Annotated in this window: 15 protein-coding genes; 4 read left to right on the plus strand and 11 right to left on the minus strand. The window is 57.8% G+C overall.

What is annotated here, in order from left to right; genetic code table 11:
- The first annotated feature begins 78 nt into the window (after positions 1-78).
- Both WEU32_RS08505 and WEU32_RS08510 read left to right on the plus strand, forming a co-directional pair.
- Positions 79-630 (plus strand): response regulator, encoded by a 552-nt coding sequence (locus WEU32_RS08505; protein WP_406853420.1) that lies wholly within the window; start codon positions 79-81, stop codon positions 628-630.
- Positions 630-1,100 carry a chemotaxis protein CheE gene (locus WEU32_RS08510; protein WP_312136990.1) on the plus strand — a complete coding sequence of 157 codons (471 nt, stop codon included), beginning with the start codon at positions 630-632 and terminating at the stop codon, positions 1,098-1,100. The genes WEU32_RS08505 and WEU32_RS08510 overlap by 1 nt, the downstream gene beginning before the upstream one ends.
- Here the strand turns inward: WEU32_RS08510 and WEU32_RS08515 are convergent.
- From WEU32_RS08515 to WEU32_RS08535, 5 genes are all read right to left on the minus strand, one after another.
- On the minus strand, positions 1,097-2,974 hold the full coding sequence (locus WEU32_RS08515) for an ABCB family ABC transporter ATP-binding protein/permease (protein WP_406851601.1): 1,878 nt from the start codon (positions 2,972-2,974) through the stop codon (positions 1,097-1,099). The genes WEU32_RS08510 and WEU32_RS08515 overlap by 4 nt on opposite strands.
- A 53-nt stretch (positions 2,975-3,027) precedes the next feature.
- Positions 3,028-3,993 carry a threonine aldolase family protein gene (locus WEU32_RS08520; RefSeq protein ID WP_406851602.1) on the minus strand — a complete coding sequence of 322 codons (966 nt, stop codon included), beginning with the start codon at positions 3,991-3,993 and terminating at the stop codon, positions 3,028-3,030.
- Between the two features lie 56 nt (positions 3,994-4,049).
- Positions 4,050-4,985 carry a mechanosensitive ion channel family protein gene (locus WEU32_RS08525; RefSeq protein WP_406851603.1) on the minus strand — a complete coding sequence of 312 codons (936 nt, stop codon included), beginning with the start codon at positions 4,983-4,985 and terminating at the stop codon, positions 4,050-4,052.
- 67 nt (positions 4,986-5,052) lie between these two features.
- Positions 5,053-6,906 (minus strand): ATP-binding protein, encoded by a 1,854-nt coding sequence (locus WEU32_RS08530; RefSeq protein WP_312812872.1) that lies wholly within the window; start codon positions 6,904-6,906, stop codon positions 5,053-5,055.
- A gap of 51 nt (positions 6,907-6,957) precedes the next feature.
- Positions 6,958-7,263 (minus strand): BolA family protein, encoded by a 306-nt coding sequence (locus WEU32_RS08535; protein ID WP_406851604.1) that lies wholly within the window; start codon positions 7,261-7,263, stop codon positions 6,958-6,960.
- Positions 7,264-7,309: 46 nt separating this feature from the next.
- On the opposite strand from WEU32_RS08535, the gene WEU32_RS08540 reads away from it, so the two are divergent.
- Positions 7,310-7,987, plus strand: coding sequence for a J domain-containing protein (locus tag WEU32_RS08540; protein ID WP_312136979.1), 678 nt, complete (start codon positions 7,310-7,312; stop codon positions 7,985-7,987).
- A 61-nt stretch (positions 7,988-8,048) separates the two neighbouring features.
- Positions 8,049-9,050: a cobaltochelatase subunit CobS gene (cobS, locus tag WEU32_RS08545; protein ID WP_312812869.1), complete on the plus strand. Its 1,002-nt coding sequence runs from the start codon at positions 8,049-8,051 to the stop codon at positions 9,048-9,050.
- 75 nt (positions 9,051-9,125) lie between these two features.
- Here cobS and argC read toward each other — a convergent pair whose 3' ends face one another.
- The 6 genes from argC to proS form a co-directional block, all read right to left on the minus strand.
- Positions 9,126-10,061, minus strand: coding sequence for an N-acetyl-gamma-glutamyl-phosphate reductase (gene argC / locus WEU32_RS08550; RefSeq protein ID WP_406851605.1), 936 nt, complete (start codon positions 10,059-10,061; stop codon positions 9,126-9,128).
- 131 nt (positions 10,062-10,192) lie between these two features.
- Entirely contained in the window at positions 10,193-10,678 is a 486-nt protein-coding gene (gene rpsI, locus WEU32_RS08555) for a 30S ribosomal protein S9 (protein WP_312136974.1), read from the minus strand.
- A gap of 2 nt (positions 10,679-10,680) precedes the next feature.
- Complete coding sequence (gene rplM / locus WEU32_RS08560) at positions 10,681-11,157, minus strand: 50S ribosomal protein L13 (RefSeq protein ID WP_312136972.1); 477 nt, start codon at positions 11,155-11,157, stop codon at positions 10,681-10,683.
- 191 nt (positions 11,158-11,348) lie between these two features.
- The gene (locus WEU32_RS08565; RefSeq protein WP_312812864.1) at positions 11,349-12,092 is read right to left on the minus strand and encodes an ABC transporter ATP-binding protein; all 744 of its coding nucleotides are present in this window, start codon (positions 12,090-12,092) and stop codon (positions 11,349-11,351) included.
- Entirely contained in the window at positions 12,085-13,413 is a 1,329-nt protein-coding gene (locus WEU32_RS08570; RefSeq protein WP_406851606.1) for a lipoprotein-releasing ABC transporter permease subunit, read from the minus strand. The genes WEU32_RS08565 and WEU32_RS08570 overlap by 8 nt, the downstream gene beginning before the upstream one ends.
- On the minus strand, positions 13,410-14,726 hold the full coding sequence (gene proS / locus WEU32_RS08575; RefSeq protein ID WP_312136966.1) for a proline--tRNA ligase: 1,317 nt from the start codon (positions 14,724-14,726) through the stop codon (positions 13,410-13,412). The genes WEU32_RS08570 and proS overlap by 4 nt, the downstream gene beginning before the upstream one ends.
- Positions 14,727-14,730 lie beyond the last annotated feature (4 nt).

A 14,730-nucleotide genomic window follows, 5' to 3' on the forward strand; every position in this document is an offset into this window, starting at 1 on the left:
ATAACATAGGGCGTTGCCTCCTGTGACACCTATGGCAAAGCTGACCTTATTGCCTGCAAGAGGACTGCCGTGACTTTGATGACTGCGCGTTCACCGGGCATGGGTGAAACTTTACGCGAAAGTGCCGTCTTCAACTTTGAAGGCGCTGTGACGATGGTCATCGATGACTCGAGCTTTGCGCAGGAACTAACCATCCGCGCGCTCAAAGGTTTCGGCCTGTCAACGCGTCATGCCTGTGCTTCCGCAGCCCAAGCCATTTCAATCCTTAAAGAAAATCCGGTTGATCTGATCCTTGTAGATTCGGACATGCCGGGCATGAGCGGCTTTGAATTCGTGCGCTGGCTTCGCCGTTCCAAGCTGGAACCCAATGCCTTTGCACCTGTGATCATGACCGCTGCCCACGTTCGCCAGTCCAAGGTTCAGGAAGCGCGCGATTGCGGTGCAAACTTTCTAATCACGAAACCGTTCAGCTCTCTGACCCTGTTAGAGCGTATTGTCTGGGTTTCACGCGATAATCGTCCATTCCTTGAAGTAGGCGATTATCTTGGCCCCGACCGCCGCTTCCGTGTAGGCGATTATGATGGCCCCGAACGTCGTGCTGACGAACTTCGCAAGAAGGCAGGACTGTAATGACCACTGTCATCACCCATAATCGTCGCCGCTCGCGGCTCTCCAGCCTGATAGATCAACCGGGAGGCATTAGCACCGGCATTGCACTGAAACAGGCTGCCCAAAACCTGGCCTCTATGGAAGAGCAAAGCCTGCAACTGGTTGAGCAAACCATTCAGCAGTTAGCCGCCCTGCCCGCACCTGACGGCATTGAAAATCTGGAAGATGCACTGAACAAGGCCTACGCCCTGTCGGCGGGTATTATTGATGCCGCCGGTCCGTTTGCCCGCGAAGACCTTTGTATCGCAGCCACCAATCTATGTGATCTGCTGGATGGTTCGCCGCTGGATCAACCGTTTGATTGGCGTATCATCACCGTCCACGCCCAAAGCTTCCGTCTCTTGCTGGCTCTACCCAAAGACGACGAGATCACGCGCCAGCAGGTTCTGGACAGCCTTAAGGATGTCTTGAAGGTCAAACTCGGCAGTTAAGCCGTTTTACGGGTGCGGGTCTGCTTGCGCCAAAGCGCAGCATATTCGCCACCCTGACGGGCCACCAGTTCATGGTGCGTGCCGCGCTCGATGATACGGCCTTGCTTCAGAACCAGTATCTGCTCGGCATCCATAATCGTAGACAGACGATGCGCTACAACCAAGGTCGTGCGCCCGTTACGGGCACGACGCAGGGTCTGCTGTATGGACGCTTCAGTCCGGCTATCGAGAGCACTCGTCGCTTCATCCAGTATCAGCACGCAAGGATCGGCAATAAGGGCGCGGGCAATTCCTACGCGCTGGCGCTCTCCCCCCGACAATTTCAAACCGCGCTCGCCGACGCGCGTTTGTAGACCATCAGGCAAAGATTTGATGAAGTCGGCCAACTCCGCTCCTTCAACGGCTGCCCAGATTTCCGCTTCGCTGGCATCCGGCCTCGCAAAGGTAATGTTCGCCGCCAGTGTATCGTTAAACAGCGCCACATCCTGCGGCACTAGTGCCACCGCCTGTCGCAGCGACTGTTGTCTGATTTCACGCACATCGTGACCAGCAATGGATACTTTGCCGGACTGAGGATCCAGCAGACGCAGGGCCAGCTTTACAATCGTCGATTTCCCCGATCCTGAAGGACCGACAAGGGCTGTGGTCGTCCGTACAGGAATGAGGAAACTGACATCGTCCAGACCACTGGACCGCGCATCGTGGCGGAAGCTGACCCGATCGAACTCGACCTCTGCACCGCATGTCTCATCTGGACGAGGCAGGGCCACAGCATTGGGACTGTCTGCCACCAAGGGTTTTTCACGCATCACCTTCAACATTTCTTCCATATCTATGAAAGATTGTCGAATTTCACGATAGGCAAAGCCGAGGATGTTCAGGGGCTGATAGAGCGACGTCATAATCAGAACCGCCGCCGTTACATCCCCCGGCCCCATACGTCCCGCAGCAGCTTCAAAGCCCGCCAACACGGCCAGAACCCCAAGGCCAAGATTCATAATGGCCGCTTGGATCATGTTCAGCGTTGCCAATGAGGCATTGGCTTTCAGCGAAGCGCTGGCATAGGCCGACAAGGACTGCTCATAGGCATCGGATGTGCGCTCTTCCGCGCCAAACGACTTAACCGTCTCGTAATTAAGCAGAGCATCGACCGACAGCCCCGCTGCCTCGGCATCGGCTGCATTCATTGTCCGGCGATGTTCCAGCCGCCAATTGGCCATCATGAAGGTGGCCGTTGCATAGACCAGAACAACTGTTACGGCGACCACAGCAAAGCGCCAATCATACCGTGCACCCAGCACGGCCGCCGCCAAAATCAGCTCCAGCAGTGTCGGGCCCAAATTGAACATCAGGATGCGCAGCAGAAAGTCCACTGCCCGCGCTCCCCGATCCATAACACGCGACAATGTTCCAGACCGCTTGGTCTGATGAAAATCTAGCGACAGACTTAGCGCGTGGGCAAAGGCATCGGACGCCGTTTGTTTCTGGGCTGCTGCTCTGACCGGAGCAAATACAAGATCAGATAGTTGCGGCGTTGCTGCCGCCAGAAAACGGATCAACGCCCAACCGACAGCAAGGGCTGCAAAGCTGATCCCTACCGTTGTGGCTACGCTTTGTCCTTCAGCCAGGTGGTTGACGGCCGCCCCGAGCATTAACGGAGCCAGTACGCCAAGCCCCTTGCCCATCAACGTCAAACCGACTGACCCTGTCACGCGCAAACCCAGTTGCGGCGCTTTGGATCGGCCCACCAGCCCAATCAGATCGGCCAAAGCGCGCAGCGTACCGGGTTCCTCCGTCACAGAAGCCCCCGCCCCTGCCTGTTGGGCCTTGGACATAACGTCGCCGCGACGCGAGCCGCCTCTTTCACCACGCATGGTCCGCACCTTTCCAACCGCTATCCGCGCCATTCCGGCATGGATGCGGGGTTTCAGCCAAGCTGGCCCAAGACCGCAATCAACTCGTCTACCGTTTCAGGCTTTGTGGCCCACGAGCAGACAAAACGTACCGAACCATCATCAAATGCATAGGCCGCAAACCCCTTCGCCCGCAACGCGGTAAGGGCTTCGTCCGGCATGCGTACAAACACCGTGTTCGACTCTACGGGATGGGCCAGAACAAACGGCGTGTCGTCTTCGATACCCGAGGCCAGTTTCTGGGCCATGGCATTGGCGTGCTGGGCACCGGACAACCATTCACCGCTGGCAATCAACTCGCCCATGGGGCCGGCCAGCAAGCGTCCTTTGGATGCCGTTTGCCCCGCCTGTTTCAAACGGTTATCCAGACGCGATGACAGCGACTTGTTCAGGACAACCAAGGCTTCGACGCCATGTGCGCCCGCCTTGCAGCCACCTAGACTAAGGATATCGACGCCCATCCGGCCCAGAGATTTTGGATCAAATCCGGCCGCTGCGGCATTGGCCAAACGCGCACCATCCACATGCACGCCTAGGCCCTGCCCCTTCGCCAAACGGATCAGCAGATCCATTTCCTCGAACGAATAGACCGTGCCGTATTCGGTGGCCTGCGTCAGGGTCAGCGCCGCCGGTGGCTGGCGATGACCGACCACAGGCTCATCGAGAACCGCACAAAGGCTCTCGTCGTCAATCTTGCCCGAATAGCCCGGCAGGCCGATCAGGCCCACGCCATGACCGAAAAAGCCCGGCGCACCGGTTTCATCCGTACAAACATGCGCCGTGTGATGCGCCAGTACGGCTTCAAACGGATTGGCCAACATGGACAGGGCAATCGAATTGGCCGCCGTGCCGGTAAACATGAACCGGATATCCGCATCCACATCCAGAAGCTTGCGGATTTCATCGGCGGCCTTGCGGCTGTATTCGTCCGCGCCATAGCCCCCTGCAAATCCGCTATTAGCCTCAACCAACCCCCTCATCGCCGATGGAGCCATGCCGGCGGTGTTATCAGATGCAAAATCGTAGCGCACAGCACTCAGTCTTTCTGGGGAGCAGCGGTTTCGGAATCGGTACGCAAGACGCCTACCTGTCCATAGTTTAGAGATACTTGGTGAGGGAAAGGTATCTCGATCTCTGCCTTATCCAGAGCCTCCTTACCGGATTGGGTCAGGTCGGCTGTGGTCTGGAAATGGTCTTCGGAACGGACCCAGCAATGCAGGGTCACCTGAACCGAACTGTCCAGCAGGCCCGTCACCCCCGTCCAAACTTCGGGGTCTTTGAGTACGCGGAAATGGGCCTTGGCACAGTCTTCCAGAACCTGACGCACACGGTTCAGGTCTTCGCCATATCCCACGGTGAACTTCACCTCGACACGGCGGGTACGCTGGCCACTCAGGTTGATAATAACGTCAGCCAGTACCTTAGAATTCGGCACTATAATCTTGTTATTATTTCCATTCGACATTTCCGTCGTGAACAGCGTCAACTTCTGCACCGAACCCACCACGCCGTTCAGATCAATCACATCACCCACACGATAGGGTCGCAAAATCAGTAGCATGACTCCTGCCGCCACGTTTGACAGCGTGCCTTGCAGGGCCAAGCCCACGGCCAGCGATGCTCCACCCAGAACGGCAATGATCGATGTCGTCTGCACCCCGAGGCGTTGCAGGACAGCGATCATGCCGATCAAGATCACGATCACCCGAACGATCTGGACCAGAAATCCTAGAACCGTTGGATCACGCTGAACCGATCGTGTCCGCGACAATATCTTGCGCGTGGCCGAACTCGCCCATTTTGCAGCGATCAGCGTAACAACAAAGATAATCGCCGCAACCGTCAGGTTGACGGCAAAATCCCCCAGCATGTCGATCGCCTTGGCGATGACAACAGCATCGGTGCTTAAACGGCCGTCAAGGGCTTGCACGGTTGATGAAAGGGTATCGGTGGCAGGCGGCTGTATACTCATGGCAACAGGCTAACGCCTCAGCCGCCGAATGGAAGCATCTGATAGAGCTAAAGTTTCATTCGTATCGTCAGGCGGCCACATAGGCTGAATCAGATGCCGACGTCAGTGACTGTAGAGCCGCACGCCCCAGAGCCGCCTGTTTCATAAACATAGCCAACTGACGGAAATCGATAGGTTTGTTGAGATAGGCATCCGCGCCCGCTGCAAAGCCGGCCTGATGGTCCTCTGCACGCGCCGATGCGGACAGTACAATAATGGGCGTGTCCACATTGACCGTACAGCCGGTCCGGATACCTCGCGTGGCTTCCAGACCATCCATGACAGGCATATTCACATCCATCACAATCAGATCGAAGGCCTGGGTCGCGGCTATCTCTACAGCCATAGCCCCGTGCTCGGCTGTGGTCGCATCGTGACCGTTGCTGCCCATCCAGGCTTCAAGGATCATGCGATTGACGGGATGGTCCTCAACCACCAGCACCTTCAGGCCCGACATGACTTCGACCTTGGCCGCTGTTGAGCTTTCCTCGGCCGCTCGCGACCATTGCACAACCTCGGCTTCTACAGCCAGCGTGAAGGTTGATCCCTTGCCTAAGGTCGATTCCACATGGATATCGCCATGCATTATGTTGGCCAGACGACGAGAAATTGTCAGGCCCAGCCCGGTACCGCCAAAACGGCGGGTTGAAGAATTGTCGATCTGCGTAAATGGCTCGAAGAGACGATGAAGGTCGTCTTCCGAGATTCCGCTTCCTGTATCACGAACCGAAAATTCAAACGCCACACGCTGATCCGAAATGCGTCGGGCATGCACGCCATAACGAATTTCGCCCTTTTCGGTAAATTTCACCGCATTGGACAACAGGTTGGACAGTATTTGAGATACCCGCAGCGGATCTCCTCGCACTACGTCCGGTATTTCCCCTGAAAATACCGGAATCATCTTCAAACCTTTGGCCTTAGCCTGTGCCTCAAAGGGCGACAGCAGACGTTGGTGGAGGTTCTCCATATCAATGTCGATAGCCTCAAAGGCCATCTTTCCGGCTTCAATCTTGGTGAGATCCAGAATATCGTTCAGCAAGGACAGCAGGCTGTCACCTGAATTGCGAATGATAGACAGCATTTCACGCTGTTGGGCATCCAGTCGCGAACTGCTCAGAAGCTGCGCTGCGCCCAATACACCATTCATGGGTGTACGCAATTCGTGAGAGATAACGCCCAGAAAGTTCGACTTGGCCGTATTGGCGGCATCAGCCTTGTCGCGCGCGGCCTCCAACTCGGTAATCAGATGGGTCTGATGCTCTTGGAACGCATGAATACGTTCTTCACGCAGCATGGTCATCAGAACCAGAACGAACAAACCGCCCAGCATCAGCGGCCCCATGGCCAAAAAGGCCCAAAATTCCTGCGTTCCCCACAAACTAATGGCGATTATAGCTGCCGCTGCTCCATAGGGAGAAGAAATCAGTACGGCCTGTCGCGGAGAGTTTCTTAGCTGCGCAAACACCAGCAGATAGCCCGAAGCCAGCAAGGCTACAGCCATTTCATGCCCGAATGACTTGCCCGAAAACCATGCCAATAGCGGTGCAGTAGCCCAAACCGCTGTGGTCAGGGTGGCGACAACCGGAAAAACGGTGCCCCAGTCTTCTTTCTTGCGGCGACTGGCGCGACGTTCGGCCGTGCCGCGCACCCAACCAGCCAACAAGGTTACGACCAGCCAGCCCAGCCCCATCTTCCAGCCGACAGCCGCGCACATGGCCAGGCCCCAGCTGAGGATAATCAGGTACCGTAGATACTGGGTCTCCAGAATCGCGCTCAGCGCTTGCGCTGCCGAGCCGGGCGTATCCCCGTCAAGACCTCGTCCGATACTGCCACTACCCACCATATTCTGGTGCCCCCATGCCCCACGGTGATCTTTCATGGCAAGAATACGACCGAGTCGCTAAGACACCGTGAATCTTGAAATTACGCGTTATACAGATTGTACTTCTTCGGCAGGCGTTCTCGCGGAGATTGAAAGTGCGTGCACCGGCCCCGCCAATTCTTCGGCCAGAAGCTTTTGTACCATGCGCTGTCTCGCCACACGTGACTGACCTTCAAACGCTTGGCTGACGATCACCAGATTGAAGTGGGATTCCCCACCCGCTTGGGCATCCATCCCCCCTTCATGATGATGGCCAGCATGACGCCAGCTGTCATCTTCCAGCTCCAAACGTTGCGGAGATAACGCGGATTGCAGTTTTTGTCGGATAATTCGGGCAACCGGGCCGTCAGCCATAGGTCAAGTCCTTGAAGCAACACAAATCAGGCCTAGACTAACCGGAATGTCCGCTTCTTTCGAATACAAACCCCGTTTCACCGATATCCGGGTGAAGCCGCCCAAACCTGAAGAGGAGGCGGCTGCCGCAGATGTGCTGCATCTCAAGCCCGGCGAGATTCCGTGCGAATGGGCCGATTGTTCGCGTCCGGCCACAGCCAAGGCTCCGAAATCGCGTGAACAGATCAACCAGTTCTACAACTTCTGTCAGGCTCATGCCGGCCAGTACAACAAGAACTGGAACTTCTATTCAGGCATGTCCGAGGGAGAGATTCGCGCCGCTCAAGAAAACGAGGCCATGACCGGCGGTCGCCCGACCTGGGACATGAAGGTCAGCCGCAACTCGCGCGTCAATGCAGGTTCGGCCGCCAAACATGGTCCCGCCGATGCAACGGCAGGCTCGTGGCAGGACAGCTATGGTCTTTTCGGGCGCCGTGTAAACGAATCGGCTCCAAGTGGTCCTGTCATGTCCGAGGCTGAAGCCCGCATGGGTAAACTGGAGCGTCAGGCCATTGCTGAACTGGGTCTGGAACCCGGTGCAGACAAGGCAGCGGTCAAAGCACGCTATCACGAGCTGCTGAAACGCTTCCACCCGGACATGAATGGTGGCGACCGCGCCACCGAAGCCAAGCTACAACATGTCATCAAGGCCTATAAGACCCTAAAGAAGGCCGGATACGGCTGATCCTTGAACCGATATCATCTTGGCCATTGAGCCTCGTCCTTCCCCGCTCTATGGGACTTGCATGACCTCTCCGCTCGCTGTTGCTACCGATCCCCTGCTGACCCTCGCCCCTCACCGCAAGGTGACGATACGCGAAGTCTTTGGCATTGATTCCGATATGGAAGTGCCGATGTTCGACGAGCGTGACAGCCACGTTCCCGAAATCGACACCAGCTATCAGTTCGATCCGCAGACCACGATCGCTATCTGCGCGGGCTTTGCCTTTGACCGTCGCGTCATGGTTCAGGGCTATCATGGCACCGGCAAGTCGACCCACATCGAGCAGGTTGCCGCACGTCTGAACTGGCCGCTGGTGCGCATCAACCTCGACAGCCATGTCAGCCGTATCGATCTGATCGGCAAGGACGCCATCGTCCTGAAAGACGGCAAGCAGATCACCGAGTTCCGTGAAGGCATTCTACCGTGGGCGCTGCAACGTCCTGTCGCCCTCGTATTCGATGAATATGATGCTGGCCGTCCGGACGTGATGTTCGTGATCCAGCGTGTACTTGAGGCTCAAGGCGCACTGACCCTTCTGGATCAGAACCGAGTCATTCGTCCCCACCCCTATTTCCGTCTGTTCGCAACGGCCAACACAGTGGGGCTGGGCGACACGACGGGCCTTTATCACGGTGCCCAGCAAATTAATCAGGCCCAGCTAGACCGCTGGAACATCGTCACCACGCTGAACTATCTGGATCACGACGTCGAAGCCGAAATCGTCGCAGCCAAGGTGCCGCAATATGCAGACGAAGAGGGCCGTCGCAAGATTGCCGCTATGGTCCGCGTCGCGGACATGACCCGTAATGCTTTCATGAACGGCGACATTTCGACCGTCATGTCACCGCGCACCGTTATTACCTGGGCCCAGAACGTCGAGATTTTCAAAGATGTCGGTCTGGCCTTCCGCCTCACTTTCCTGAACAAGTGCGACGAACTGGAACGCCCGACCATTGCCGAGTTCTATCAACGTGCCTTTGGCGAAGACCTGCCCGAAGCTGCCATGCGCGTGAAGGTGGGCTAAGCCCCCTTCCCGCCCGGTACAAAAAAGCCCCGCGATCACCGGATCGGGGGCTTTTCTTTTGACTGGATGGCCAGATTATTTCAGGCCGGTCGCCTCATCCAGACCCAGCATGATGTTGAGGTTCTGGACCGCAGCGCCCGATGCGCCCTTGCCCAGATTATCCAGCATGGCTACCAGACGCACCTGTTCGCCGCCACGGTCGCCAAATACATGAAGACGCACTGTATTGGTTCCGTTTAGAGCTTCAGGCTCGATACCGCCCATGGCTTCGGTCGCCTCCAGATCGACCACTTCGACGAAACGCTGACCAACATAGGCCTCGACCAGAGCGCCATGAATGCGCTCTACAGACGGCGTTTCTGGCAGGGCCGAAAGATGCAGCGGTACCTCGACCAGCATGCCCTGACGATAGTTCCCAACCGCAGGAGAGAACAATACCGGCATGGTCAGCCCCGTATGCTTCGTCATTTCCGGCACATGCTTGTGCTTCAACGACAAACCATAACCACGAAAAGCCGTCGAAGCGCCTTCAGCTTCGAACTCGCCAATCATAGTCTTGCCGCCACCAGAATAGCCCGACACCGCATTGACGGTAACCGGATGGCTGGCCGGTACCAGGCCCGCCTTCACCAGTGGGCGCATCAAAGCAATAAAGCCGGTTGGATAGCAGCCGGGGTTCGATACACGCGTGGTCGAAGCAATCGCTTCGCGCTGCCCCGCATCCATTTCTGCAAAGCCGTAAACCCAGTTCGGATCGACACGATAAGCCGTCGAGGCGTCGATGATCTTGACCGCAGAGTTTTCGATCATCGACACCGCTTCGCGGGCCGCATCATCCGGAAGGCACAGGATAACGGCATCTGCACTATTCAGCGCCTCGCGTCGGGCTTCCACATCACGACGTCGGTCACCCAGCAACATCAGTTGCAGGTCGTTGCGCGCCTCGAGGCGTTCGCGAATTTCAAGACCGGTCGTACCGGCCTCGCCGTCAATGTAGATAGTGTGGGTCAATGCACTCTAATCCTGTTGTCGGAAAATCCCGACAGGGTCTGAATAATGCGCCAAGCCAGTTGCCGCAAAAGAAAAGAGCGCCGCGGAAAACTCCGCGACGCCCCTTCCAAATACCGATCGCGGTAAAGCGATTAGCGCTTCGAGAACTGGAAGCTGCGGCGTGCTTTCGCGCGGCCGTACTTCTTACGTTCAACGACGCGGCTGTCGCGGGTCAGGAAGCCGTGCGGCTTCAGAACCTTGCGCAGTTCCGGCTCATAGTGAGTCAGAGCGTGCGACAGGCCGTGACGGATTGCGCCAGCTTGACCCGACAGGCCCGAACCGGTGACGGTGCAGACGACGTCATACTGAGTAGCACGGTCAGCAACGTTCAGCGGCTGAGCCACCATCATTTGCAGAACCGGACGAGCGAAATACTCGTTCACGTCCTTGCCGTTGACGGTGATCTTGCCGGTGCCGCGCTTCACCCAAACGCGGGCGATAGCGTTCTTGCGCTTACCGGTCGAATACGAACGGCCCAGGGCGTCGATCTTCGGTTCGGCAACAACGGTTTCAGCGACGGTGCCGAGGCCCTTCAGGGCGTCGAAGCCAGCGGCGGTTTCTTGAGTCACGTCAGTCATGATCAGACGCTCCGGGTGTTCTTGGCCGACATCGACTTGAAGTCGATGGTTTCGGGCTGTTGAGCTTCGTGATCGTGAGCAGCGCCAGCGAACAGACGCAGATGAGTCATTTGCTTGCGAGCCAGCGGCGACTCTTTCGGCAGCATACGCTCAACGGCTTTCTCAAGGACACGCTCCGGGAAACGGCCGTTCAGGACCTTCTCCGGAGTGGTTTCCTTGATACCGCCCGGGTGACCGGTGTGACGGTAGTAAACCTTGTCGGTGTTCTTCTTGCCGGTGAACACCACCTTGTCCACGTTGGTGACGACGACGTAGTCGCCCATGTCAACGTGCGGGGTGTAGGTCGGCAGGTGCTTACCGCGCAGGCGGTTTGCGATGAAGGTCGCGAGGCGGCCCACGACGACGCCTTCAGCGTCGATATGGATCCACTTCTTTTCGACCTCAGCCGGCTTTTGTGCAGCCGTAGTGCTCTTCAGCATTGTGAGGGTCCTAAAGACAAAAAACAGTCCGCATCCCGAAGGACTGGACATTGGCGAGCTTGATAAGGTGCCTTGCGCCAAAGGTCAATGTCGGATGGATTGCAGAAAAACCATCAAGACATTGATTTTATTGGAACAATTTGCGCTGGTATTAAAATACCCGATACTTGGTATTAAAATACCGCACTTCTCTACCAGGCGTGGCTTTCTGCCTTGCGTTCGACCAGATGGCCGTCCTTCAAAGCGAAGACACGATCCATATGACCGGCCAGTTCCATGTTGTGCGTGGCAATAAGGGCAGCGACACCCTCCTCCTTGGCCAGACGGCGGAGAGCCTCGAACACAGTCTGGCTGGTAACAGGGTCCAGATTGCCGGTCGGTTCGTCCGCCAACAGCAAACGCGGGCTATTGGCCAGTGCGCGGGCAATGGCCACACGTTGCTGCTCACCGCCCGAAAGCTGGGCAGGCTGATGGGTGACGCGCTCGCCAAGGCCGAGGGCCGACAGCATGTCGGTAGCCCGTTGGCGGGCCTCCGCCTCGCGCATACCCGCAATACGCATGGGCAAGGCCACATTATCGCGGGCATCGAATTCCGGCAGCAGATGATGGAACTGGTACACAAAGCCGATCCGTTCCAGACGGATACGCGTGCGCGCCCTCTCGTCCAGCGAACCGACATCCTCGCCATCGATCATCACGTGACCCGTGGTTGGATGCTCCAGCAAGCCCGCAGCATGAAGCAGAGACGACTTGCCCGAACCCGATGGCCCGATCAGACCGACAACTTCGCCCGGCATGATGTCCAGATCGACACCCTTGAGCACCGTCAGACCACCCTGTCCGGTCTTGTAGGTCCGCGTTACGCCTCGCAGCGACAGGGTCGGTGCCCCTGCCACCGGTGCCGATACGGTCTTTTTCTTCAGCAACCTATTCAAAGCGAAGGGCCTCCACCGGATCGATCCGCGACGCATTCCACGACGGCGGCAAGCTGGCGAGGCAGCTCATAAAGAAGGAGAAAACAGCCACCCAGGTGACATCCCACGGGTCAACATCGGCCGGAATGGAATCCAGCATATAGACGTCGGCATTGAATAGCTGAACGCCCAGCAAGGCTTCGAGGAAGTGCTGGATCGAGCCAATGTTCAGACAGAATAGCAGCCCCAGCGTCAGACCCGCTATCGTGCCGCCGATGCCGATAGCAGCACCCGACATGAAGAAGATACGCAGGATGGACGACTGGCTGGCCCCGATGGTCCGCAAGATCGCGATGTCGCGGGTCTTGTTCTTCACCAGCATGACAATGCCGCTGATGATGTTCATCGCCGCAATCGCCACAACCATGCCAAGGATAATGCTCATGGCCACGCGCTCGACCTTGAGTGCGCCCCAGATCGCCGCCTGACGGTTACGCCAGTCGGTAACGACGGCCCCCGGTCCGGCGATTTGAGCCACCGGCCCGACCATCTGCTCGACCTTGTCAGGTTCATCGACCTTAAGCTCGATCACATCCCAGACACCGTCCTTGCCAAAGAACAGTTGCGCCTGTTCCAGCGGCATAAAAACATAGGCGCGGTCATAGTCCGACGCGCCGGACGTATAGATGCCACCGACGATATAGGTTTTTTCCAGCCCGCCCAGATTGCCGAAAGCACTGTCGGCACCCGTCGGGGAATAGAGCGAGATCGGATCACCGATGCCAAGGCCCATTTCATTGGCCAGCGTCTTGCCGATCAGAACCTTGTCGCCGCCCCATTCGCCCTTGCCGAAGCTGGCCTTGGCTTCTTCGGTCAGGCTTTCATAGATATATTTGCTGGCCGCGAGATCCTGCGGGCGAACGCCACGCACAATGCCACCGGTCGCCGCACCTGCAACGCGGAACATGGCGGCGTTCTCGGTATAGGGGCTGACCGATGCCACGCCCGGCAGGTCGCCCAGGCGTTTCAAGATGGCGTCGCGGTCCTGTGCCCACAATACCGGCCCCTGCACATACATATGCCCGTTAAACGACAGGATCCGGTCCATCAGCGTACCACGGAATCCGGCCATGATACTCATGACCGAAATCAGCACAGCCACCGCCAGCATGATGCCGACGAAGCTGATAATGGCGATCAGGGCCACCCCGCCCTCCTTGCGCTTGGCGCGGAGGTATCGCAGTGCCAGCCCGATCTCCCAAGAGGAAAACGGGCCGGACGGCTTGCCGGAAACGGCGGCGGGGGCCGGCGACGGAGCGGATCCGGTCGCTTGTTCGGTCATTTCGTCAGCAGCTCCACAGCAGCATCCAGCGACAGGGTTTGCTTCTCGCCCGTCGCACGTCGTTTCAGTTCAACCACGCCGTCGGCCAGACCTTTCGGGCCGATAACCAGTTGCCATGGCACACCGATCAGGTCGGCAGTGGCGAACTTGCCGCCCGGACGCTCGTCGGTATCGTCATACAGTACATCCTTGCCAGCGGCTTCGAGGCGCTTGACCGCCTCTTCACACGCTGCCGAAACGGCTTCGTCACTGGCGCGCAGCGAAATGACCGAGACGTCGAACGGCGCGACCGAATCCGGCCAGATGATGCCGCTGTCGTCATGGCTGGCTTCAATGATCGCGCCCAGAAGACGCGAAACGCCGACGCCGTACGAACCCATATGGACTTCGGTGTCCTTGCCATCAGGGCCGGCAACCTTGGCCTTCATCGGCTCCGAATATTTGGTGCCAAAATAGAAGATATGGCCAACCTCGATGCCGCGCGCCGACAGGCGGTCCCCCTCGGCAGTCTGGGTTTCGAACTGCGCCGCGTCATGCATTTCTTCGGTCGCGGCATAAAGGGCGGTGCGCTCGTTGAAGACGCCTTCCAGTTGCTCGACGCTGAGGTCGTGACCCGGAGGGGCCATTTCCACCAGTTTACGGTCGCAGAAGACCTCGCTCTCGCCGGTATCTGCTAGAACGATGAACTCGTGCGACAGGTCGCCACCGATCGGGCCGGTGTCGGCGCGCATCGGCACAGCCTTGAGGCCCAGACGCGAGAAGGTATTGAGATAGGCCGCGAACATGCGCTTATAGGCGATACGGGCCGAGGCTTCGTCGATGTCGAACGAATAGGCGTCCTTCATCAGGAACTCGCGGCCGCGCATCACGCCAAAGCGCGGACGGCGCTCGTCGCGGAACTTCCACTGGATATGGAACAGGTTCAGCGGCAACGACTTGTAGGACTTCACATAGCCACGGAAGATGTCAGTGACCATTTCCTCGTTAGTAGGTCCGTACAGCAGCTCGCGCTCGTGACGGTCCGTGATGCGCAGCATTTCCGGACCATAGGCGTCATAGCGACCCGACTCGCGCCACAGATCAGCCAGTTGCAGCGTCGGCATCAGCAACTCGACAGCACCGGCCTTGGTCTGCTCCTCGCGGACAATATTCTCGATCTTGCGCAGAACACGCAGACCAAGCGGCAGCCAGGCATAGATGCCGGCAGCTTCCTGCTTGATCATGCCAGCACGCAGCATCAGCTGGTGCGAGACGATCTGGGCATCCGAAGGGGCTTCCTTGAGGGTCGGCAGAAAATAGCGCGACAGACGCATGGGA

The sequence above is a fragment of the Brevundimonas sp. BH3 genome, assembly GCF_045345115.1.
GTDB lineage: Bacteria > Pseudomonadota > Alphaproteobacteria > Caulobacterales > Caulobacteraceae > Brevundimonas.